This window comes from Rhodosalinus halophilus (assembly GCF_003298775.1).
GTDB classification, from domain to species: domain Bacteria; phylum Pseudomonadota; class Alphaproteobacteria; order Rhodobacterales; family Rhodobacteraceae; genus Rhodosalinus; species Rhodosalinus halophilus.
In genome coordinates, this window is record NZ_QNTQ01000009.1 from 1 (window position 1) to 21,971 (window position 21,971).

Below are 21,971 nucleotides of genomic sequence, written 5' to 3' on the forward strand. Positions count from 1 at the left end.
AATGTCAAAGAGCGCGGAGACGAAACAGACCGTGTGCGCCAGATCACCGGCGCCGCACCGCCCGAACCACCTCAAGAGATCCCGCCGGCAACAGCCCGTCGCCGTCGGTGAGGGGCTATCTACGCCCGCGCCGCGAGGTCTTCAAGAGGAAATTTCGCCAGAACCGTGAAATTCTCGTCCTGCCGCCCCGATCCGCGCCGCATGTCACCGTCCGCGCACGATCCTTTCGCGGTCGGCAGGTGGCCCGCAACAACTTGTCGTGCTCAGGCAGCCTGCCGGCGCGGAAGACGCAGCCGAAGGGCAAGAAGCCCGAGAATCGCGCCCGCGTAGAGCAGCGGCTCGAGCTGGAATCCCTTGGCGAGCAGCAGGAAATGCAGCCCGCCCAGGACAGCCGCGAGATAGCTCAGCCGGTGCAGGCGCCGCCAACGCGAACCGAGTCGGCGCACCGACCAGTCGTTCGAGGTGACCGCGAGGGGAATCAGCAGCAGGAAGCCCGCCATGCCGACCGTGATGTAGGGCCGCTTCAGGACATCCTCCCAGACGCGGGCGAGCGTCTGGACATCGAGCAGCAGCCAGACAGCGAGATGCAGGCAGACGTAAGTGAACGCCAGAAGCCCCAGCGCGCGGCGGAACCGCATAAGGTTCACGCCGAGATGCCGGCGCAGCGGCGTGACGGCGAGACCGGCGATCAGCAGTTGCAGCGCCAGCTCGCCCAGCCTGTGCTCGAGCGCCTCGACCGGCTCGACCCCGAGCCCGCCGGTCGCTGCCTGCCAGAAAAGCCAGGCGGCCGGCGCGAGCCCGGCGATCCAGACGGCCCAGACCGGGACGCGGCGCGCGGCGCCATTGATCGCAGGGCCGAGCGGCATCAATAGAACTTCGTCAGATCCATGCCCTCGTAGAGCCCCGCGACCTCCTCGGCGTAGCCGTTGAACATCTGCGTGGGCTCGCGCCGCGCGAAGAGGCCCGCGCCGATCCGCCGCTCGGTGGCCTGGCTCCAGCGCGGGTGGTCCACTTCAGGGTTCACGTTGGAATAGAAGCCGTATTCGCGCGGATTGGCCTTGTTCCAGCTGGTGGGCGGCTGCTCTGCCGTCAGCGTGATGCGCACCACCGACTTGATCGACTTGAAGCCGTATTTCCACGGCACCACGAGCCGCAGCGGCGCGCCGTTCTGCTTGGGCAGGTCGCGGCCGTAGATGCCCGTCGCCATGATCGTCAGCGGATGCATCGCCTCGTCGAGCCGCAGCCCCTCGACATAGGGCCAGTCGAGCACCGGGAAGCGCACGCCCGGCATCTCGTCCCGGTTGAGATATGTCTCGAAGGCGACGTAGCGCGCGCCGCTCTGCACGCCCGCCATCTCCAAGAGGTCGGCCAGCTCGAACCCGTTCCACGGCACGACCCGCGACCAGGCCTCGACGCAGCGGAAGCGATAGATGCGCTCCTCGATGGTCATGCGCGACAGGATGTCCTCCAGCGCATAATCCGCGGGCCGGTCCACCAACCCGTCGATCCGCACCGACCACGGCGCGATCGTCATCGCGCCGGCATGGCGTGCGGGGTCGGTCTTGTCGGTGCCGAACTCGTAGAAGTTGTTGTAGGTGGTGATCTCTTCCCAGGTGTTGGGCTCCAGCGCTTCGGCCGCGCGCCCCCTGCCGGCCAGCGTGGCGATGCCGGCGCCCGCGATTCCGGCCATCAGCCCCCGCCGGGTCAGCCAGGCGCCCTCGGGCGTCACATCCCGCTCGGTCAGATCCGTCTTCCAGCGATAGGCCATGCCGCCCTCCGTCCTCTTCCGGCGACTGACACCATAGCGCCACCGGGACACGGGCCAAATGCACGGCACGTCACGACTGCGTGCCCCTGAGCGCCGCGCCCCCGCTTCCTCCTGCCATGAATACCCCCGCCGGAGGCGTGTCCTTCTATATCGCAAGTCGATAGCCAGACGGGACCGCCGGCAGCGCGTCGAAGGAGCCTGGAGCAGACCGGCACCGGTTCTCTTCAATCAGCGGGTCAGTTGCCCGAGCAGCGACCAGAGCCAGGCCGCATCGGGGCGCTCGATCCTGAGGCGAATGGCGCCGGCGTGCCGTGTGGCGATGACAGGGCGCCCGGCGAGGAGGACGGCCGCGCAGGGCGAGCCCCCGTCGAGAGGCGTGGCGATGCCCGAGCGGCAGACCTCTTCGGCGCGCGGCCCTTCGAGGCGGACGATTACGTGCAGGTCGTCCGCGGGGCTGACCGCGTAGCCGGCGTGCCAGCCGGCGCGCAGCTCAAGCGGCGCGCCGGAGATCACCAGCGCGCGGTCGCGCGCGAGGCGCAGTGCGGCGGGCGGGTCGGGCTCCTCCGCCCCCAGACCCAGCAGCGGCGCGCCGGGAGCGAGCTCGGCCAGCGCCGCCTGCAGGTCGCCGGAGACCAGCGCCGCGCCGCCCGACGCCTCGCAGGTGACCGTGACCCCGTCGGCCTCGATCCGGTCGCCCGGCTCGGGGGTCGGATTCGTCCACTCCCGTTCGTCCATCGCGTCCCGCTCAGCCATCACGCCGCGTGCCCTCCGGATCGTAGCTGCAGGCCGGAACGATCCGCGCGCGCCGGGTCTCGCCCAGGTGGAAGATGCCCACCTCCTGGCCCAGCCGGTCGTTCCCGGCCTCGACCAGCGCCAGGGCTATGGGCCGGCCCAGCACCGGGCTCATGTGGCTCGAGGTCACGAAGCCCAGCGAGCGGCGCTGCCCCTCGAGCGGCACGGCATGCGCGCCGACCGGCAACGCCTCGCCTTCCGCTTCGAGCCCGACGAGCTGGCGGCGATCCGCGCGCCGCGCCTCGGGCGTGAAGAGCGCGCGCCGGCCGAGATACTCGTCGGTCCGCTTCTCGCGGGGGCCGGTCCATCCCAGATCCTGCGGCATCGTCACGCCGTCGGTGTCCTTGCCGACGAGGACGAAGCCCTTTTCGGCGCGCAGGATCATCAGCGCCTCGAGTCCGATCCAGCACGCGCCGACCGCCGCGCGGGCGCCATCGAGCGCCTGCATCAGCATCCCCCCATGCCGCGCCGGGACGGAAAGCTCATAGCTGAGATCGCCGGTGAAGCTGACGCGCGCGGCGCGCAGCGGCACCCCGCGCCACGCGGTTTCGGCGACGCGCATGAAGCGCAGCGCCGCGACTTCTTCGGCGATGCCGGCCCCGAGGATCAGCTCGCGCGCCCCTGGCCCCGTGACGGTGAGCGTCGTCCAATGCGCGGTCACATCGTGCACGAAGACCTGGCGAGGGTCGAACCTGTCCTGGCGTGCCTCCTCCAGCATCAGGCGCACGCTCGCGGTGTGCGAGGAGGAGGCCGAGACGAGGAAGCGATCCTCGGCCAGCCGCAGCACCACGCCGTCGTCGTGAACGACCCCGCTCTCCGACAGCATGAAGCCGTAGCGCGCGCGCCCCGGCTCAAGCGTGGACATCCGGACGTAGTTGCAGAAATCGACGAGCGCGGCCGCCCCCGGCCCGATCACCTCGATCTTGCCCAGCGACGATGCGTCGTAGAGCCCTGCCGCCTGCCGGGCCTCCAACGCCTCGGCCTGCGCCAGCGCCGCCTCGTCGCCCTCGCCGTAGGTGGCAGGTCGCAGCCAGCCGCCGTAGTCGCGCCAGCGCGCGCCGAGGTCGCGATGCGCGGGCTCGAGCGGCAGGCGACGCGGCGGGTTGAAAAGCTCTCCGCGCCGCGGTCCCGCGATGACCGGGAAGGGCACCGGCGCGAAGGGCGGGCGATAGGTCGTGGTCCCGGTCTCTTCCACGCTGCGGCCGGTGACGGCCGCCAGTGCGGCGAGACCCGCGAAGTTGGCGGTCCGGCCCTGATCCGTGGCCATGCCCAGCGTCGTGTAGCGCTTGAGGTGCTCGACCGAGCGGAAGCCCTCCTGCGCGGCGAGCTTCACGTCCTTGAACGTGACGTCGTTCTGCAGGTCGATCCACTGCCGCCCGCCAGACGCGGGATCGGGCCGCATGGGCATCACGGCCCAGTCGGCCGCCGCCGCCGCGCGGGGCGCAGGCCCCGTGCCGCCACCGGCGCGATGCCCTTCGTCAAGCGCCGCCTGAAGGCCGAAGGCGCCATTCGCTGCCCCGGCGACCTGCATCGGAGCGGTTCCCGGCCTGGGAACGAGCGCGTCCCGGCGCGCATCCAGATCCAGCTTGCCGCCCGCCTGGCAGAACAGATGCACCGTGGGCGTCCAGCCGCCCGAGCAGAGGATCGTGTCCACGTCGAGATGCGCGCCGTCGACATCGGCCGCGCCCACCTCGCGCGTGCCGCGCGCCCGGCTGATCCGGGCGCCGCGCAGCAGGCGCACGCCCTCCGGCGCCTCGGGGGTGTCCGCGCGCGCGTCGGCCAGCGTGACCTGCGCGCCGGCCTCGGCCAGCGCCCCGGCGACCGCGTAAGGTGCGTCATTGGCACAGGCGACCAGCACGCGCCGCCCGGCCGCCACGCCGTAGAGCGACAGGTAGTGAAGCCCGGCTTCCGCGGACATGACCCCGGGCAGATCGTTGTTGGCAAACCACAGCGGCCGTTCCAGCGCGCCTGCGGCGAGCACGACCTCGCCCGCGCGGATCCGCCAGTGCCGGTCGCCGCGGCCCGCGCGCCGCTCCCACGCGGCGTAGAGCCCGTGGTCGAAGGCGCCCCAGAGCGTGGTGTCGGTCATCACCCGGCCGCCTGCCGCCTCGACGGTCTGCGCGGTGTCGGCCGCGAAGGCCTCCCAGTCCGCACCCTCGATCGCGCCGCCGCGCCAGCGCAGCGCGCCGCCGATCGCGGGTGCTTCTTCCACGAGCCACACCGCCCGCCCGTTGCGTGCCGCGGCGCGCGCCGCGGCGAGCCCCGCGGGTCCGGCGCCGATGACCAGCAGATCGGCGCGCGCGTTCATCGGCACCGCGTCGGCCGGCGGCCGGTTGCCCGGATCCAGCCGGCCCAGTCCCGCCATCCGGCGGATCGACGGCTCCCACCGCATCCAGTCGGGCGCCATGAAGGTCTTGTAGTAGAAGCCCGCCGGCAGGAAGCGGTGCAGCAGGTCGAGCACCGCCCAGCAGTCACGCTCGGCCGTGGGCGATGCGTTGACCGAGCGCGCCTCGAGCCCTGCGCGAAGGGGCACCAGCGTCGCGCGCAGGTTGGGCGTGGTGACGCCCGCGTCGGTCACGTCGATGATGGCGTTGGGCTCTTCGCCGCCCATGCCCCACAGCCCGCGGGGCCGGTGATACTTGAAGCTGCGCCCGAGGATCCGCGTGCCCGAGGCGAGCAGCGCCGAGGCCAGCGTGTCGCCCGCGAAGCCCTCGAACTGCCTTCCGTCGAAGGTGAACCCAAGGGGGCGGGCGCGGTCGATCGCGCCGCCGGAGGGCAGCCGCCAGCCGCTCATCCGCGCCTCCTGCCGCCGCGCATCCTCATGCCTCTCTCCCGGGCAGCGCCGCGACCGTCAGCACCTCGCGGGTCACCGTGTCGCGCTCCATCACGAAGAACTCGCCGCAGGTCAGGTGAACCCAGATCTCACGCGCCCGTCCGCGCGGCGCCTCGTTCATGTAGAGATAGTCGGCCCAGGCGGCGTCGGAGATCTCCGGCGCGGGCTCGGGGCGCGCCTTGCCGGCCTCGGCGCCGAAGTGGAATTCCGTCTCCTCGCGCGGGCCGCAGAAGGGGCAGGTGAAGATCTGCATCGGCTGGCCTCCTCAGTGCGCGATGCCGGCGCCGGCGGCTTCGTCGATCAGCCGCCCCTCGGCGAAGCGGCCCAAGTCGAAGGGACGGCTGATCTCGTGATGCGTGCCGGTGGCCATCAGATGCGCCAGCAGCCAGCCGCCAGCCGGGATCGCCTTGAACCCGCCGGTGCCCCAGCCGCAGTTGAGGTAAAGGCCCTCCGGCCCGGCCGGCCCGATCACCGGCGAGCTGTCGGGCACCACGTCCACCACGCCGGCCCACTGCCGGAGCAGCCGGAGCTGACCGAAGGGCGGGAACATCTCGAGAAGGCCCGAGAGCACCGTCTCCTGCGCCGGCAGGTTGCCGCGCTGGCCATGCGTCGGCACCCGGTCGAGACCGCCCCCGATCACCAGTTCGCCCTTGTCCGACTGCGACAGGTAGGTGCCCGTTCCGAGGTAAAGTAGCACCGTGTCGAGGCAGGGCTTCACCGGCTCCGAGACGAAGGCCTGCAGCGCGTAGGTGTGGATCGGCAGCCGCACGCCCGCCTTGGCCGCGAGCGCGGGCGTCGCCCCCGCGGCGGCGAGGCCCACGCGCTCGGCGCGGATGGTGCCCATGTCGGTCTCCACGCCGGTCACCCGCCCGCCTTCGGTCAAGAGGTCGGTGACGGTGCAGCCCTCGACGATATCGACGCCGAGATCGGAGGCCGCGCGCGCATAGCCCCAGGCCACGGCGTCGTGGCGCGCCACGCCCGCACGCCCCTGCCAGATGCCGCCGAGGCAGCGATAGCGCGCGCCCGCCTCCTGGTTGAGCAGCGGGATGCGGCGGACCGCGGCCTCGCCCGACATCAGCTCGCCATCGACGCTGTTGAGCCGCATCGCGTTGGCGATGCGCGCGCAGATCTCCATCTGCGCGGGCGTGTGCGCGGCGATCAGCATCCCCCTCTGGCTGAGCATGACGTTGTAGTTGAGCTCGCGCGACAGGCCCTCGTAGAGTCGCAGCGCGAGGTCGTAGAGCGCGACGCTTTCGGGATAGAAGTAGTTCGAGCGCACGGCGGTGGTGTTGCGCCCCGTGTTGCCGCCGCCGAGCCAGCCCTTCTCCAGCACCGCGATGCGCCGCATGCCGTGGCGCCGCGCAAGGTAATAGGCGGTCGCCAGACCGTGCCCGCCGCCGCCCACGATCACCGCGTCATAGGCGGGCTTCGGCCGCGCCTTGCGCCAGGCCGGCCGCCAGCCGCGGTGCCCGGTCAGCCCGCGGCGCAGGAGCGCGAAGGCGGAATAGTCGTGCATCAGCCCTCCCGGCCCGCGACATGCGCGCGGAAGGCAGCGCATTCCTCGGGTGCCGGCCGGACGCCGGTGAAGCCCTCGAGGTAGCCCTCCAGCCGCTTGAGCCGCTCCTCCATCGGTTCGGTCTGGTCGAGCGCGTGGTAGCCCAACTGCATGAAGTAAAGGATGCGCGCCCGCGCATCCGCGTCGTAGGGGGTATAGCCGTGCCGCTCGAACATCGCCGTCACCGCGCCCAGGCGCTTCTGGTCCGCGAGATCGATGCGCTTGCGCACCGCGCCGTCGCGGCGCGCCCACTCCCGCACCGCGAAGTCGAGCCCCTGATCGAAGAGCCGCTCGTCCACGAAGCAGCGGAAGAAGTTGCAGACCGCCTGGGTGATCGAGTCGGCCGGCATCGCGCAGTGGCGCAGGATCACCGCCGTGTTCCGGGCCTCCCAGTCATCGAGCAGAGCATTCAGCAGATCCTTGCGGCTCTTGAAATACCAGTAGAAGCTCGAGCGCGAGACCTCGAGCCGCGCGCCGATGGCCAGCACCTTGACCTCTGACACCCCGTCGCTCACAAGGATGTCGCGCGCCACGTTCAGCCAGTCCTCGCGCGTGACCTTGACGTGACCGACGAGCGGCGCCTTCTCGGGGTCGTCGCGGTGCAGCAGCGGTGTCGCGCGTTCGGCCATGTCAGTTCAGCGGCTGGGCGCCGCCCTCTTCGCTGCGGCGCGCGATGAATGCCGCAAGCCCCTCGGCGCGGTCAGGATCGATCGTCGGGCGCGCATCCTCCTCGAGCACGCGCTTCCAGATGGTGGTGGCGCGTTCGCTCGCGCCCTGCGCCCCCCGCTCCTGCCAGGTGCCGAAGTTCGACCAGTCGGCGACGAGCGGCTGGTAGAAGGCGGTTCGATAGCGCTCCATCGTGTGCGACGCGCCGAAGAAATGGCCACCGGGTCCGATCTCGGCCAGCGCGTCGAGCGCGATCTCGGCCTCGTCCGCGGGAGTCGCTGCGCAAAGCTCGGCCACCATCTGAAGCGGCTCCAGATCAGTGATCAGCTTTTCGTAAGACACGGTCAGTCCACCCTCCAGCCAGCCTGCGACATGCAGACTGACCGTGGCGCCCGCCAGAAGGCAACCCCACAGCGCGAACTGTGTCTCGTGCGCGGCCTGCGCGTCGTTGACGTTCGCGGCCGACCCGCTCGCGCAGCGCCAGGGCAGTCCGATCAGGCGGGCCATCTGCCCCGCGGCGAGCGAGGCCTTGAAGTGCTCCGGCGTCCCGAAGGCCGGAGCGCCGGATTTCATATCGACGTTCGAGGTGAAGGTGCCGTAGGCCACCGGCGCGCCGGGATTGGCGAGCTGGCTGAGCGCGATGGCCGCCAGCGCCTCGGCGTGCGAGAGGGTGACTGCGCCGGCCACGGTGATCGGCGCCATTGCACCCATGAGAGTGAACGGCGTCACGATCGCCACCTGCCCCGCGCGGGCGAAGTCGATCAACCCCTGTGCCATCGGCACGTCGATCTGGCGGGGCGAGTTGGTGTTGATGATGGTGAAGCAGTGGCTTTCGGCGCGGAACGCCTCGTCCGACAGGCCGCGGAAGCCCGCCAGCATCTCGAAGCTGTCGAGCACCTGCCCGCGGCCGCGGGAAAAGACGAAGGGCAGCTTGTCCGACAGCGTGAGTTGCGCCTCCATCGTGAAGTAGTGGCGCAGGTGGACCGGCACATCCTGCGGTTCGACCAGCGGCGGCAGGATGTGCAGTACGTCGAAGGCCTGCGTCAGCTGGACGAGTTCGCGAAAGTCGGCGGCGGTGGCCGGGCGGCGGCCGCGCTCGAGGTCGGTGGCGTGCGGCGCGCCGGCGCCGGGCTGGAAGATCATCGCGCCCGGCTCCATCACCAGGTCACGGTGGCGCGCACCCGCGCGGAGCGGAATGGATGCGGGCGCTGTCGCCAGCGCTTCGGCCACGATCTCGCGCCCGATGAAGACCATCTGCGAGTCGTCGTCGACACGGGCACCAGCCGTGCGGAAGAGCGCGCGGGCCTCGGGCAGCAGGATGCGCACCCCCTGTTCCTCGAGCACCCGCAGGGCGGCCTCGTGCATCGCGGCGATGCGGTCGTCGGAAAACGCGGGCATTGGCGGAAAGGGGTTGCGCAGACGCGTGTAATCGGGCCGCCGCGCGGCGGGGTCCGCGCCCGTGTCCTGCGCGGCGCCCCGGCGCCGCCGCGGGCGCTTGCTGCGCTCTGCCTTCGTCATGCGCGCATGGCCTTTCCTTCGGGGTCGTAGGGAGAGGGCGGGATGACGCGCGCGGCACGCTCCGCCCCAACGACATGCGTCGTCAGCTCCGTGCCCGGCACCGCAAGTCCGCGATCGAGCATCGCCATCGCCAGCGACTTGCCGACGGTATGGCCATAACCGCCGGAGGTGACGAACCCCACCCGGCGCCCGTCGTGCCACACGGGCTCGAACCCGCTGGCGTCGGCATCCTCCGCGTCCACCTCGATCGTTGCGATCACCTGCGCGGGCCCGCCGGCTTCGCGCTCGCACAGCGCCGCCGCGCGGCCGATAAAGTCGCCCTTGTCCCAGTCGATCCATCGGTCGAGCCCGGTCATCGCCGGCGTATAGCCTTGCGTGAATTCCGCCGACCATATGCCGAAACTCTTCTCGAGCCGCAGCGAGAGCATCGCGTTGAAGCCCACCTCGCGCAGGCCCAGCTCGGCGCCCGCCTCCAGAAGCGTGCGGCGCAGCGCGACATGCTCCGCTGCGCTGACATGCATCTCGTAGCCCAGTTCGCCCGCGACCGAGAGCCGCCCCACCTTCGCCCGCGTGAGCCCGATGTCGAAGGTTCCGCAGCCCATGAAGGGCAGCGCGGCCACGTCCCCGTCGGTGGTGCGCTGCACGATGTCGCGCGCGCGCGGCCCCGAAACGGAGAAGCCGACGATCCGGTCCGACAGGTCGCGCACGGTGACCCCATCCTCCAGGTGGTCGTGAAACCAGCGCATGTGCCATTCGCGCAGGTAGTAGCTGCCCATGATCCACCAGGTGCCGTCGCCCCAGTTGAATACGGTCAGATCCCCCTTGAGCCGGCCATCGGGCGCCAGCATCGGCGCGAGTCTTGCGCGCCCCGGCGCCGGAAGCCGCGACGCGAGCAAGCGGTCGAGCCAGGCTTCCGCGCCGGGGCCCGTGATCTCGAAGCGCGAGAACCCGGTGATGTCCAGAAGCCCCGCCGCCTCGCGCACCGCGCGGCACTCCTCGCCCACGATCGGGAAGGCGTTGGACCGCTTGAGCGTCGGCTTCTCCTCGAATCCGGGTGACGGCGCGAAATAGAGCGGCAGTTCCAGCCCGTAGCTCGCGCCCCATCGCGCGCCCGCGGCGGTCATTGCGTCATGCGCCGGCGCCATCTTCAGCGGGCGCCCGGCGGGGAGCTGTTCGTTCGGATAGGTCATCACGAAGCGGCGGGTGTAGAATTGCCCCGTCGTCTCGCGGATGTAACGTTTGTTGGCGGCATAGTCGCCGTAACGCGCGACATCCATGCCGAAGACGTCGGCCTCCGGCTCGCCGTGGATCATCCATTCGGCGAGGCTCTTGCCCACGCCGCCGCCCTGCAGGAAGCCCGCCATCACAGCGCAGGCGCACCAGTAACCGGGCTTGCCGCGCACCGGCCCGACCAGCGGATTGCCGTCGGGCGAGAAGGTAAAGGCCCCGTTGACCCAGTTGCGCACGCCCGCGGTCTGCAGGACCGGATAGCGTTCGAAGCCTAGCGTCAGTTCGTTCTCGATGCGGTCGGGTTCTTCCTGCAACAGCTCGACCCCGTAGCTCCAGGGTGCGCCGTCCATCATCCAGTGCTTGTGGTCGATCTCGTAGATGCCCAGCAGCATGCCCTTCTGGTCCTGCCGCATGTAGGTGAAGCCCTCGAGGTCCACGACGAGCGGCAGCTCCTTGTCGAGCGCGGCGATCTCCGGAATCGTCTCGGTGAGCAGGTAATGGTGCGCCAGCGGCGAGACGGGCAGCTCGATCCCGGCCATGCGGCCCACCTGCTTGGCCCAGAGCCCGGCGGCGTTGACCACGTGTTCGGCCCGGATCGTGCCCTTCTCGGTGACCACCTCCCAGCCGTCCGGCGTCTGGTTGAGCTCCAGCACGCGGTTGTGCTCGATCACTTCGGCGCCACGCTTCTTCGCCGCACCGGCATAGGCATGCACCGTCCCGGTGGTATCGACGTAGCCCTCGCGCTCGGCCCACATGCCGCCGAGGATGCCGTGCGTGGACATCACCGGGCACAGCGCGCCCGCCTCCTCCGGCGTGATGAGATGGACATCCTCGATCCCGATGGACTGGAACACGCGATAGGCCGACTGCAGCCACTCCCACCGGTCCGGCGTCCCTGCCAGCGTCATGCCGCCGGTCATGTGCATGCCGACCGACTGGCCGGACTCGGCCTCGATCTCGGAGAGCAGATCGATGGTATAGGCCTGCAGCGCGGCGATGTTCGGATCGGCGTTGAGCGCATGGAAACCGCCCGCCGCGTGCCAGCTCGACCCGGCCGTCAGCACGCTGCGCTCGATGAGGCAGACGTCCGTCCAGCCGAACTTGGCGAGGTGGTAGAGCACCGAGGCGCCGACGACCCCGCCCCCGATAACCACGACGCGGTAATGCGATTTCATGCTGTTCCTCCCTCAAATCCGCCGGTTCGCCCCCCGTGCGCCGCAGCGTAGGAGTATTGAACATTTCTGTCCAGAGCGACGACCGTGACGGGATTGACGCAACAGACGGCATCGGGAATCATTGGGCAATAATGTCCAATACACGTCCGGAAGGACCGGGCGGCACACGGGGAGGACCACCATGACCAGACGACTTCATCCGGGCGCGAAGCTCTTCGCGCGCGAATACAGGGCCGGGCTGATCGGCCGGCGCGAGTTCCTGTCGCGCGCGACCATGCTGGGGGTTTCGGCCGGCGCCGCCTATTCCATGATCGGCCTGACGATGCCCACGCCGGCCCGCGCCCAGCCGGTGCGCGGCGGCACCCTACGCCTGAACATGGAGACCAAGGCGCTCAAGGATCCGCGGACCTGGGACTGGACGGAATACGCCAACTTTTGTCGCGGCTGGCTCGACTATCTCACCAACTTCAACCGCGACGGCACGGTGACCGGCGTGCTTTGCGAAAGCTGGGAGGCCAACGACGACGCCACCGAATACGTCCTGAACCTGCGCCGCGGCGTCACCTGGAACAACGGCGATGCCTTCACCGCCGAGGATGTGGCACACAACTTCGCGCTCTGGGCGGACGGCACGCTCGACGGCAACTCAATGGCGACCCGCGTGGCCGCGCTGCAGGATCCCGAGACGAAGCAACTCCGCGACGGTGCCGTCGAGATCCTCGACGACCACACCCTGCGGCTGCGCCTGTCCAATTCCGACATCGCGCTGATGGCGGCACTGTCGGACTACCCGGCCGCCGTCATGCATCGAAGCTACACCGGCGGCGACCCCAGCGAGAATCCGATCGGCACCGGCGCCTATCTGCCAGAGGTCAACGAGGTGGGCGTCCGTCAGGTTCTGGTGCGCAATCCCGACCACGACTATTGGCGCGAGGGCGGCTGGCTCGACCGGATCGAGTTCATCGACCTTGGCACCGATCAGGCCGCCGTCCTCGCGGCGGCGGACGGCGGCGAGATCGATCTGACCTACCGCACGGACGGCGATTTCGTCGATGCGCTCGACGCGATCGGCTGGCAGTCGTCCGAGGTCGTCACGGCGAACACCCTCGTCGTGCGCTTCCACCAGGCGGCCGCGCCCTACGACAATCGGGAGGTGCGCCGGGCCTTTCAGATGGCGGTGAGCAACGACAACGTGCTCGAACTGGCGATCGGCGGCCTGGGCCTCGTGGGCGAGAACCACCATGTCTGCCCGATCCACCCGGAATACGCCGAGTTGCCGTCGCCCCCGCACGAGCCGGCGCGCACCGCCGAGATGCTCGAGGCCGCGGGCCACGCGGACACCGAGTTCGAACTCATCTCGCTCGACACCGAGTGGCAGAAGAACACCTGTGACGCGGTGGCGGCGCAACTGCGCGACGCGGGGGTAGACGTCAAGCGCACCATCCTTCCGGGCGCGACCTTCTGGAACGACTGGACGAAGTATCCCTTCTCGGCCACCGAGTGGGGGCCGCGCCCGCTGGGTGTCCAGGTGCTGGCGCTGGCCTACAAGTCCGGCGTTCCGTGGAACGAGACGGCCTTCGCCAACGCGGAGTTCGACAGCCTGCTCGACGAGGCGATGGCCATCGCCGACGCGGACCGGCGCCGCGAGATCATGGCCAGGCTCCAAGAAATCCTTCAGGACGAGGGGGTGATGATCCAAGCCTACTGGCGGTCGGTATTCAACCACTCGAACGGCAAGTTCGCGAATGTCGAGATTCACCCCTTCTATCAACTCGACCTGCACGACATACACCTGAAGGGGTGAGCGTCGCGCCGGCCGAGCATCCACCAGCACCGGCAGCGCCAGCAAGGCGGCGGCGGAGGTCGGGTAATGGCCCGTTGTCCGGCTCCGCCGCCAGTTGGCGCTTCGGCGCGACACGCTCCCTTTCCCGCCCGGCCTTGATGCCGGTTCTGTCGATCAGCCGGCGCCGGGGGCCTTGCGGCCCGCGGCAAGAGATACCGACAGCCAACGCCGTCTCCCGGCAGGGGCTACCTTAGCCCGGCACCGCCCCATTTAGGCTGTGATGCGCAATGGCCGCCCATCGCCCGGCATGCAGGCATTGGCTTCCGGCACTCCTGCACCCGCAACCAACGGAGCGCGAGGACACACTTGAACCGCTCCGCGCCGTCCCCTGCCCGCGCGGATATTCTTTCGCTCGACAGTGTTCCGCCGGAGGAGGGCGCGGCGGGTCAGCCCCGCCGCATGATCATCGGCCCGAGCCGCCCACCGGCGAAGATGTGGACATGCAGATGGGGCACCTCCTGGTTGGCGTCGGCCCCGGCGTTCGCCAGCAGCCGGTAGCCCGCCCCCTCGGCGCCCGGCGCCACCCCCAGCTTGCGGCAGACCTCGCCCACCGTGCGGGTGAAATCGACGATCTCCGCGTCGGAGGCTTCGGTGGCGAAATGGTCGTAGTTGACGTAGGCGCCCTTGGGAATCACCAGCACATGCACCGGCGCCTGCGGATTGATGTCCTCGAAGGCGAGGCTGTGCTCTGTCTCCATCACGGTCTTGTTGGGGATCTCGCCCCGCAAAATCCTGGCGAAGACATTTTGATCGTCGTAGCTGTAGCCCATCCGGCGCTCCCTCAATCGGCGAAGAGATGGTCGGTCTGCGCGATCTCTAGCGCCTTGTCCGGGCCGAGGCCAAGGAATTCGGCGAGCGGCGCAGCGTTGGCCTCGGGCGAGTCGATCTCGCGCAGGCGCAGGTGGTTGGCGAAGCCTGCGTCGCGGATGCGGTCGCTCTCCAGCGCCATCTCGTTACGGATCGTCGGCAGCAGGCGCGCGAGCGTCTCCGGCGGCGTCCGCGCCCCGGCGAGGCCCACCCGCATCGCGTGGCCGATCAGGTATTCGTCGGTGAACTGGCACTCGATCTCCAAAAGCCGCGTGACGGAGCGGTCGCCGCAGAAGTCCTGCAGAAGGTCGAGGTTGGCGGGATCGAGGCAGATCACCATCCGGTCGGCCCCGAAATGCTCGAAAAGCATGCGCAAGAGCGCGCGACGGTGGCGGTGGCGCTTGCCCATGGTGGCCTCGATGCCGCCCAGGTCGGGCAGCTCCGTCGCTTTCTCGTTGAAGAGATACTCGACGCAGGGAATGTTCGTCATCTGACGGATGCGCTCCAGCAGCCGCTTCGCCACATGCCACTTCTTGCAGACGACGATCAGCAGTTCGCGCTCGCGTCCGAGCGAGCTTTCCGTCTCCCAGAAGCGCGGCGCGAAGCGGCGACCGATCCGGCCCCGCTCCGTCAGGAAGTGATAGAGGCTCGCCCCTTCGTTCGATATCTGGAACTGCGTGCCCTGCGAGGCATAGAGCAGGCCCAGCCGGCGCTTGAGATCCTGCGCCTCGGGGCTGACCTTGCGGGCGAAGAGCGCGTCCTGGCTGAGCAGCAGGTCGTAGTGGTCGTTGTAGAAGACGACCGGCATCCCGTAGTCCGAGAACAGCAGGAAGGTCAGCGTCCGGTTCTCGATCTCGGTCTCGGGGACCAGATGGCGCACGAGCGTCTGGAAGAACGTCTCGTCGGGGATCCAGGTCGTGCGGAAGAATCGCACCACATCGGGCCGCTCCGCGATGAAATCGAGGATCATCTCGATGGTGCGGCGGCGCAGACACCACCACTGGCTGCCGATCATCACCTGGAGGTCGCGCGGGATCTCGCGCTCGAGCCCCAGTCGCTTCTGCCACTCGAGCGACGCGTAGAACCACGCCTTTCGCCGCCGTTCGTTGAAGAAGTGCCGGTAGATCAGCCGCTCTTCCCTCAGCCCCGTCTTGATCCAGTCCGAGGCGAAGAAATCGAAGCTCTCGATGTAATCGCGATCCTGCGCGTCGAGGAAGGCATGTGCGTATTCGGCCGACTTGATCGCCATGCAGTCGCCCGAGAGCAGGTAGAAATGCGTGGCCTCGGGAAAGGCCGCGACGGCCGCGCGCACCGCCTCCAGCGTGGCCGAGACGAGCGACCATTCCCCCCATCCGCATTTCACGCGTCGGCGGACAAAGGTCACGTTGGGATTGGGGTCGAGCTCGGAGCGGATCCGCCTGTAATGCGCCGGATCGGCGCGGGCGTCGAGATGGATCGCCATGTAGTCGCCGGCCGTCGTCAGGCGCTGCGCCTGCTTGATCACCGCCTCGGGATCCTTGTGGCAGAGAAGTATGAAGGCGATCCTGGCCATGCGCTGTGCGGTCTGCTCTCCGGTCCTCGCCGACGATTCTGCCCCGTGGGACGTCACGGCCGCCTTAAAATCGGCCTTTTCTTGGTCTTTACCCTCTGACTATATGTTGACCAAGCAGAACCGGCCCGCGCAACCGCACGAGGGCCGGCAGCCACAGGCAGGGCAGCGACATGGGCTTTCCGGGCACCTGGATGACCGAGAGCGAGAGCACGGTCTATCGCGTCGTGCCCAAATGCGCCTGCTCGACCATCGGGCAGATCCTCTACTACTCCGATCACGGCCGCTTTTTCGACGGCGACATCCACGACGCCAGCGAGGGCCTGCACAAATGGGCGCGCGACGAGAGCAAGCCGCTCATCACCGCGAACGTCAAGACGCACAGCGCCTTCGCCTTCACCGCGGTGCGCAACCCGTATTCGCGCATCCTGTCGAGCTTCTTCGACAAGATCTGCGGCATACAGCGCAACGGCAAGCGCTACCGCGGTAACCTCGTGCCGCTGCTGATCCAGAAATACGGCATCGAGGTCGGCGGGCCCGAGGGCAAGGAAGAGTTCGACCAGATCCGAAGTTTCCGCCGCTTCCTGCTCTTCGCGCGCGACACGATCCGCTGGAAGCGGCCGATGGAGGCGGACATCCACTGGTCCTCGGTCGCGGGCCATGTCTCGACCTTCATCGTCAACGGCGGCCGCTACGACCACATCTTCTGGACCGAGAAATTCGACGAGGGCATGCAGAGGGTGCTCGACTCGATCGAGACGCGCCATCGGATCGATCTGGCGCAGATCCCGCGCTTCAACGAAAGTGCCGGGCACGGTCCGAAGCGGGCGCATCCTGTCGAGGACTATTTCGACGACCTGTCGATGCATCTCGTCTACGAGATCTACAAGCGCGACTTCGAGCTGTTCCGGTACGACTTCGAGAACCCGGCCAACCGGATGCCCACTGGCGAAATCGACCTGGACGAAGTGCACGCCAAGCTGGGCGACTGAGCCGGGGCGCGACCGGCGCGACGGTTTTGTGAAGCTTTCGTGAAATCTTGCGCGGCATGATGCAGATCAAGCTTCCCGCCGGGGACCGGCGCCATCCTTTCGCGTGACAGCGCGAATGGAGGTTCATCATGTTCGACACCCGCGATCCCGCCGCACACGGCGGCGCCGCGCCCGCAGACGGGCCCGGACCGGGCGGCGACAATGCCGCGCCGGTGATGACGGTCGAGGAACTCAACCTTTGGTACGGCGACGGCACGCATGCCCTGCGGGACGTGACCTTCGATCTCTACCCGCGGGAGATCCTCGCCTTCATCGGCCCCTCGGGCTGCGGCAAGTCCACCGCGCTCAAGGTGCTCAACCGGATGCACGACAACGATCACGGGGTGCGGATCGAGGGCCGCGTGCTCATGCACGGCGAGGACGTCTATGCGCGGCACGTCGATCCGCCCATGCATCGCCGCCAGTTCGGCTGGGTCGCGCAGAAGCCCAACCCCTTTCCCCTCTCGATCTGGGAGAACGTGGCCTACGGCCCCCGCATCCACGGGCTGAAACGCACGCGCGAGGAACTGGCCGATCACGTCGAGGACTGCCTGCGCCGGGCGCATCTGTGGGACGAGGTCAAGGACCATCTGCACGATCTGGAAGGTACCGACCTTTCCGGCGGCCAGCAGCAGAGGCTGTGCATCGCCCGCGCGCTCTCGACCGAGCCGGACGTGCTGCTGATGGACGAGCCCACCGGCTCCATCGACCCCATCGCCACGGCGGCGGTCGAGGAACTGGCGATGGAGCTCAAGCACCGCCTGTCGATCGTGCTGGTCACGCACTCGATGATGCAGGCGCGGCGGGTGGCCGACCGGGTGGCCTATTTCCACCTGGGCGAGCTGCGCGAAGTCGGACCGACGGAGCTGATCTTCAACGCAGCCCGGGATCCGGAGGCACGCGCCTTCATCCGCGGCAAGTTCGGCTGAGCCGGGGCGCTCGTCGGTCCCTTGCGGTCCCTCCTCGCCCGCGCGCGCGAGGACCGACCGGCGGGAGGGACGAGCGCCTCAGAGCCGTCCGAAGACGTCGCCAAGGATCGCGTCCAGCGCCGCCGCATCGTCGGGGCCGAAGGCGGCGGGCCGGTCGCTGTCGATGTCGAGCACGCCGATCAGCCGCCCGGCCCCGTCGCGCACCGGCAGCACGATCTCGGACCGGGTCGAGGCGGAGCAGGCGATGTGGCCGGGAAACGCCTCCACATCATCCACGATCTGCACCTCGCCCGTGCGCGCCGCCGCGCCGCAGACCCCGCGCGCGAAGGGGATCGTCAGGCAACCGTGCCCGCCCTGATAAGGGCCGATCTTGAGCAGCTCGGGCGCGGTCACGCGATAGAACCCGGTCCAGTCGAACCGCGCGTCGGCATGGTGAAGCTCGCAGGCCACGGTCGCCATCAGCGCAATCACGTCGGTCTCGCCTTCGGTCAGTGCCGCGATGCGGCGGTGCAACGCTGCGTAGTCGGTGGGCATGACGTTTTCCTTTCCCGGTTCAGGTGCCTCCGGCCGGGCCGGAACGCAAGCGCGCCGCGGCCGCGCGCCCGGCGAAGCGCCCTGTCGCCAGGCAGGCGGTCAGCAGATAGCCGCCGGTGGGCGCCTCCCAGTCCAGCATTTCTCCCGCGGCGAAGACGCCGGGCAACGCCCTCAGCTCCAGCTCATCGGTCAGACCGTCCCAGCGCACTCCGCCGGCGGTCGATATCGCCTCGTCAAGCGGGCGCAGCCCGGCGTGGGCGACCGGCAGCGCCTTGATGCGCGCCGCCAGCGTCTGAGGCGCCGGCGGCAGCGGGCGCGCGAACTCGTTGAGCACCGCGAGCCGCACCGGGTCGAGGCGCAGGGTGCGCCGCAAATGGTTCGCCTGCGAGCGCTTGCCGCGCGGTTGCGCCAGCCGCTCGGCCACTGCCGCCTCGGCGAGATCCGGCGCGAGATCCAGCGTGAGCGTCGCATCTTTGCGCAACGCGGGCGTGAGCGGGTAGAGCCCCCCGCCCTCGAGACCCTTCGCGGAGACCACGAGCTCGCCGCGCACACGCTGCCCACCGGCCGTCAGCGCGAGAGGCTTCACGGGCTGGCCGAAGTGGCGCGCCATATGCGCCGACCAATCCACCGAGAGCGCGGCATTCGACGGTGCGAAGGGGGCGAGCGGAACACCCTTCGCCGCAAGCAGATCGGCCCAGGCTCCGTCGGATCCCAGCCGGGCCCAGCTCGCCCCACCCAGCGCCAGCACCACGACGCCGGGCGCAATGCACCGCTCCCCTTCCGGCGTCGCGAAGGCGAGCGCGGCCCCCGACCAGCCCTGCCAGCGCCAGCGCGGGCGCATCTCGACACCCAGCCCCGCCAGCCGAGCGAGCCAGGCCCGCAGGAGCGGCGAGGCCTTCATCGCGATAGGAAAGACCCGCCCCGACGATCCGGTGAAAAGCGGCTGATCCAGTCCTTCCGCCCAGCGCCGCACCTGCTCGGGTCCGAAATCCGCGAGTATCGGGCGAAGTCGCGACTCGGCCGCGCCGTAGGCCGCGAGAAAGGCCTCGGCGTCCTCCTGCGTGGTCAGGTTCAGCCCGGACTTGCCCGCCATCAGCAGCTTGCGCGCCAAACTGGGCTTCGCCTCGGCCACGCAAACCTGCAGACCGGCGCGCGCCATCTCTTCGGCGGCCATCAGCCCCGCGGGGCCCGCGCCGATGACCAGCGCCTCGGGCCGCTCCATTGCCCTTGTTTCCCCGCTGTTTCGCGTCATGCTGCCGCCCGATGTCCGAGGACGCGCCCGATCCGATCTGTCCGCTCTGCGGCCGCCCGATCCCGCCGGGCGTCCCGCAGAGCCTGCATCACCTGATACCCAAGCTGAAGGGCGGCAAGGGCGGGCCTACGGTGCTGATGCACCAGATCTGCCACAACGAGGTCCACGCGACGCTGACCGAGGCCGAACTCGCGCGCGACTACGCCACGCCCGAGGCGCTGCGCACCCATCCGCGGCTGGCGAAATTCGCCGCATGGGTGGCGAAGCGGCCGCCCGGCTTCCATTCCCGCTCTCCCGGCCCGCGGCGAAAGCGCTAGCGCCCGGCGCCGGCCGGCACGGCCAGATGCGACAACGCCTCGTCCACCGTCTGGACGTCTCCGAAGGTGGCGAGAAAACCCGCCAGCGCGGCGAGATGCTCCGCGTCCGTGCGCGTCGCATTGGCATCGGAGAGCATGACCACGCCGTAGTTTGCCATCATCGCGTCGCGCGCCGAGCTCTCGCAGCAGACGTTGGTGAGCGTGCCCGCGATCAGGACGGTGTCGATGCCCCGCGCGCGCAGCATCTCCGGCAGCGGCGAAGCCCCGGGCAGGAAGGCGGAGAACCGATCCTTGACGGCGAAGAGATCGCCCGCGCGCCGGTCGAGGGCCGGGTCGAGCTCGCCCATGGGGCTCGCGGCGGAAAGTCCGGCGCGCACCACGTCCGCCCTCTCGCCCGGATGGGCGACCGAGGTCAGCGTCCGCCATTCGCGCGCGCCTTCCGAGAGATGCGTGACGACCCAGGCCACCGTGCCGCCCGCGGCGCGCAGACCTTCCGCCGCGCGGTTGATGGTCGGGATGATCTCGCGCGCCTCGGGCATGGCGAGAGCGGAGTCGGACTGGGTGAAGAACTGCTGCATGTCGATGACGACCAGCGCGGTGCGCGCGGGCTCGATCCGATCGAAGATGAAGCGGCGACCGTGGCGGGCGATCACCCGGTCGATCGCCCATTGCGGCAGTTGCGTCGGATGCATGAGCGCCCCTCCGTCAGCGGCAGAGCGCCTTGATCGCGCGGGCATGCTCGGGCGTGGCGGCGAGCGTGTCGGCCGCGAGCGCGCGCGCCTCGTCCGCGAGCGCCTCGGGCGCCACGATCCGGTCGGCGAGGCCCCAGGCGAGCGCCTCCTCGGCCTCGATCTTCACCCCGCCCATCAGCATCAGCTTGGCCCGCGCCGGCCCCACCAGCGCGACGAGCCGGCCCGGATCGGACGGCTGCGGCAGGAAACCCAGCTTCATCACCGGGTAGAAGAACTTCGCCCCCGGCACCGCCAGCCGCAGGTCGCAGGCGAGCGCCATGCCCATGGCGCCCCCCGCGACCGTGCCGTTGAGCGCCGCGATCGACAGGCCCGGAAAGGCCGCGATCGCCCCCGACAGACGCTCCCAGACCGGCGAGGTGGCCAGCCCGGCGCGCGCGGCCTCGAGATCCGCGCCCGCGGAAAAGACCTTGCCCGCGCCTGTCAGGATCAGGGCCTGGGCGCCGTCGCGCGTCGCGGTCTCGGCGAAGTCGGCGAGATCCTGCAGCATCTCGAGGGTGAGCGAATTGGCCTTGTCCGGGCGGTCGATCACGGCGGACCACAGCCCGCCGTCCCGCGAGACCCGGATCATCAGAGGCCCACCTTTTGGCGGATCTGCGGCTCGCGCAGCGAGATCTCCTGGCCAAGCCAGTCTTCGGCTTCTGGCCCGCACATCCACACCAGCGCCTTCGCCGGGGCCTCGGGCGGGATGTGATCGGACCAGTCGAGCTGACTGACCGGATTGACGCCGGAGGCCTTGATCTCGCGCTGCATGTCGGTGGCCACGGTGCCGGGGCTGAGGCCGATGGCGCGGATGCCCTGCGCGCGCCCCTCCAGATCGCAGGAGCGCGTCAGCATGGCCGCGCCGGCCTTGGAGGCGCAGTAGGCGCTCCAACCCTCGAGCGGATGATGCGCCGCGCCCGAGCTCACCGTCAGGATCGTGCCCCCGCCCCGCTCCGCCATGACCGGCATAACCGCGCGCATGCCGTGGAAGACGCCCTTGAGGTTGACGTCGATGGCCGTCGCCCAGGCGTCGGGATCGGCCTCGGCCATGCCGGCGATCGGCTCGATCACGCCGGCGTTGTTCACCAGAACGTCGAGCCGCCCGAAGGCCTGCAGGCAGGCGCGCACAGCCGCCTCGACATCGGTGAAGCGGGCGACGTTGCAGGGCACGGCGATCGCGCTTTGCCCGATCTCGCCCGCAAGGTCGGCGATCTCCGGCCCGGATCGGGCGAGCAGCGCCACCTGCGCCCCCGCCTCGGCGAAGGCGCGCGCCGCCGCCGCGCCGATGCCGCGGCTCGCGCCCGTGATCATCACCGCCTTGCCGGTCAGCTCCGTCATCGCCCTCTCCTCGTGCCGCCTGCGGGGCCCGTGATACGCCGCCGGTCTCCGCCGGTCCACCCCTCGGGCCTTGACCTCCCGCGGCCCATGTGGGGAACCTGAT

At 69.7% G+C, this 21,971-nt stretch carries 20 protein-coding genes; 4 read left to right on the forward strand and 16 right to left on the reverse strand.

The genetic code is table 11. The features are described from left to right. Positions 1-263: 263 nt before the first annotated feature. The 9 genes from msrQ to DRV85_RS11045 all read right to left on the reverse strand — a co-directional run bounded on the left by msrQ (position 264) and on the right by DRV85_RS11045 (position 11,537). The gene (gene msrQ, locus DRV85_RS11005) at positions 264-866 is read right to left on the reverse strand and encodes a protein-methionine-sulfoxide reductase heme-binding subunit MsrQ (RefSeq protein ID WP_113289521.1); all 603 of its coding nucleotides are present in this window, start codon (positions 864-866) and stop codon (positions 264-266) included. Further along, positions 866-1,768 (reverse strand): protein-methionine-sulfoxide reductase catalytic subunit MsrP, encoded by a 903-nt coding sequence (gene msrP / locus DRV85_RS11010; protein WP_113289522.1) that lies wholly within the window; start codon positions 1,766-1,768, stop codon positions 866-868. Before msrP ends, msrQ begins: the two co-directional genes overlap by 1 nt. 228 nt (positions 1,769-1,996) lie before the next feature. Next, complete coding sequence (locus DRV85_RS11015) at positions 1,997-2,521, reverse strand: hypothetical protein (protein ID WP_147238830.1); 525 nt, start codon at positions 2,519-2,521, stop codon at positions 1,997-1,999. Beyond that, a complete protein-coding gene (locus tag DRV85_RS11020) occupies positions 2,514-5,354 on the reverse strand; it encodes a 2Fe-2S iron-sulfur cluster-binding protein (RefSeq protein WP_113289524.1) in 2,841 nt (946 codons plus the stop codon). The genes DRV85_RS11015 and DRV85_RS11020 overlap by 8 nt, the downstream gene beginning before the upstream one ends. Positions 5,355-5,379: 25 nt before the next feature. Next, complete coding sequence (locus DRV85_RS11025; RefSeq protein ID WP_113289525.1) at positions 5,380-5,646, reverse strand: sarcosine oxidase subunit delta; 267 nt, start codon at positions 5,644-5,646, stop codon at positions 5,380-5,382. Positions 5,647-5,658: 12 nt separating this feature from the next. Then, entirely contained in the window at positions 5,659-6,909 is a 1,251-nt protein-coding gene (locus tag DRV85_RS11030; protein WP_199525902.1) for a sarcosine oxidase subunit beta family protein, read from the reverse strand. Further along, complete coding sequence (locus DRV85_RS11035; RefSeq protein WP_113289526.1) at positions 6,909-7,577, reverse strand: TetR/AcrR family transcriptional regulator; 669 nt, start codon at positions 7,575-7,577, stop codon at positions 6,909-6,911. Before DRV85_RS11035 ends, DRV85_RS11030 begins: the two co-directional genes overlap by 1 nt. Position 7,578: 1 nt before the next feature. Further along, on the reverse strand, positions 7,579-9,132 hold the full coding sequence (locus tag DRV85_RS11040) for a trimethylamine methyltransferase family protein (protein WP_113289527.1): 1,554 nt from the start codon (positions 9,130-9,132) through the stop codon (positions 7,579-7,581). After that, entirely contained in the window at positions 9,129-11,537 is a 2,409-nt protein-coding gene (locus DRV85_RS11045; protein WP_113289528.1) for a GcvT family protein, read from the reverse strand. Before DRV85_RS11045 ends, DRV85_RS11040 begins: the two co-directional genes overlap by 4 nt. Positions 11,538-11,718: 181 nt before the next feature. On the opposite strand from DRV85_RS11045, the gene DRV85_RS11050 reads away from it, so the two are divergent. Next, on the forward strand, positions 11,719-13,341 hold the full coding sequence (locus tag DRV85_RS11050; RefSeq protein WP_113289529.1) for an ABC transporter substrate-binding protein: 1,623 nt from the start codon (positions 11,719-11,721) through the stop codon (positions 13,339-13,341). A 425-nt stretch (positions 13,342-13,766) separates the two neighbouring features. On the opposite strand, the gene DRV85_RS11055 is transcribed toward DRV85_RS11050, so the two are convergent. Continuing rightward, positions 13,767-14,150, reverse strand: coding sequence for a histidine triad nucleotide-binding protein (locus tag DRV85_RS11055; protein WP_113289530.1), 384 nt, complete (start codon positions 14,148-14,150; stop codon positions 13,767-13,769). A gap of 11 nt (positions 14,151-14,161) precedes the next feature. Further along, on the reverse strand, positions 14,162-15,739 hold the full coding sequence (locus tag DRV85_RS11060) for a DUF5928 domain-containing protein (protein ID WP_113289531.1): 1,578 nt from the start codon (positions 15,737-15,739) through the stop codon (positions 14,162-14,164). Between the two features lie 170 nt (positions 15,740-15,909). On the opposite strand from DRV85_RS11060, the gene DRV85_RS11065 reads away from it, so the two are divergent. Next, on the forward strand, positions 15,910-16,728 hold the full coding sequence (locus DRV85_RS11065) for a sulfotransferase family protein (protein WP_113289532.1): 819 nt from the start codon (positions 15,910-15,912) through the stop codon (positions 16,726-16,728). A gap of 215 nt (positions 16,729-16,943) precedes the next feature. Further along, the gene (locus DRV85_RS11070) at positions 16,944-17,696 is read left to right on the forward strand and encodes a phosphate ABC transporter ATP-binding protein (RefSeq protein WP_113289561.1); all 753 of its coding nucleotides are present in this window, start codon (positions 16,944-16,946) and stop codon (positions 17,694-17,696) included. A gap of 78 nt (positions 17,697-17,774) precedes the next feature. On the opposite strand, the gene DRV85_RS11075 is transcribed toward DRV85_RS11070, so the two are convergent. After that, a complete protein-coding gene (locus DRV85_RS11075; RefSeq protein ID WP_113289533.1) occupies positions 17,775-18,230 on the reverse strand; it encodes a GAF domain-containing protein in 456 nt (151 codons plus the stop codon). A 19-nt stretch (positions 18,231-18,249) separates the two neighbouring features. Beyond that, a complete protein-coding gene (locus tag DRV85_RS11080) occupies positions 18,250-19,452 on the reverse strand; it encodes a TIGR03862 family flavoprotein (RefSeq protein WP_113289534.1) in 1,203 nt (400 codons plus the stop codon). A gap of 41 nt (positions 19,453-19,493) precedes the next feature. Between DRV85_RS11080 and DRV85_RS11085 the strand changes: the two genes are divergently transcribed. Further along, positions 19,494-19,799, forward strand: coding sequence for an HNH endonuclease family protein (locus tag DRV85_RS11085; protein WP_113289535.1), 306 nt, complete (start codon positions 19,494-19,496; stop codon positions 19,797-19,799). Here the strand turns inward: DRV85_RS11085 and DRV85_RS11090 are convergent. From DRV85_RS11090 to DRV85_RS11100, 3 genes are read right to left on the reverse strand one after another with little or no spacing between them, the layout of a single operon-like run. Beyond that, complete coding sequence (locus tag DRV85_RS11090; protein ID WP_158540146.1) at positions 19,796-20,491, reverse strand: cysteine hydrolase family protein; 696 nt, start codon at positions 20,489-20,491, stop codon at positions 19,796-19,798. The two genes, DRV85_RS11085 and DRV85_RS11090, sit on opposite strands and share 4 nt — an antisense overlap. 13 nt (positions 20,492-20,504) lie before the next feature. After that, complete coding sequence (locus tag DRV85_RS11095) at positions 20,505-21,119, reverse strand: enoyl-CoA hydratase/isomerase family protein (RefSeq protein WP_113289537.1); 615 nt, start codon at positions 21,117-21,119, stop codon at positions 20,505-20,507. Further along, complete coding sequence (locus DRV85_RS11100; protein WP_113289538.1) at positions 21,119-21,868, reverse strand: SDR family oxidoreductase; 750 nt, start codon at positions 21,866-21,868, stop codon at positions 21,119-21,121. The genes DRV85_RS11095 and DRV85_RS11100 overlap by 1 nt, the downstream gene beginning before the upstream one ends. Positions 21,869-21,971: the final 103 nt, after the last annotated feature.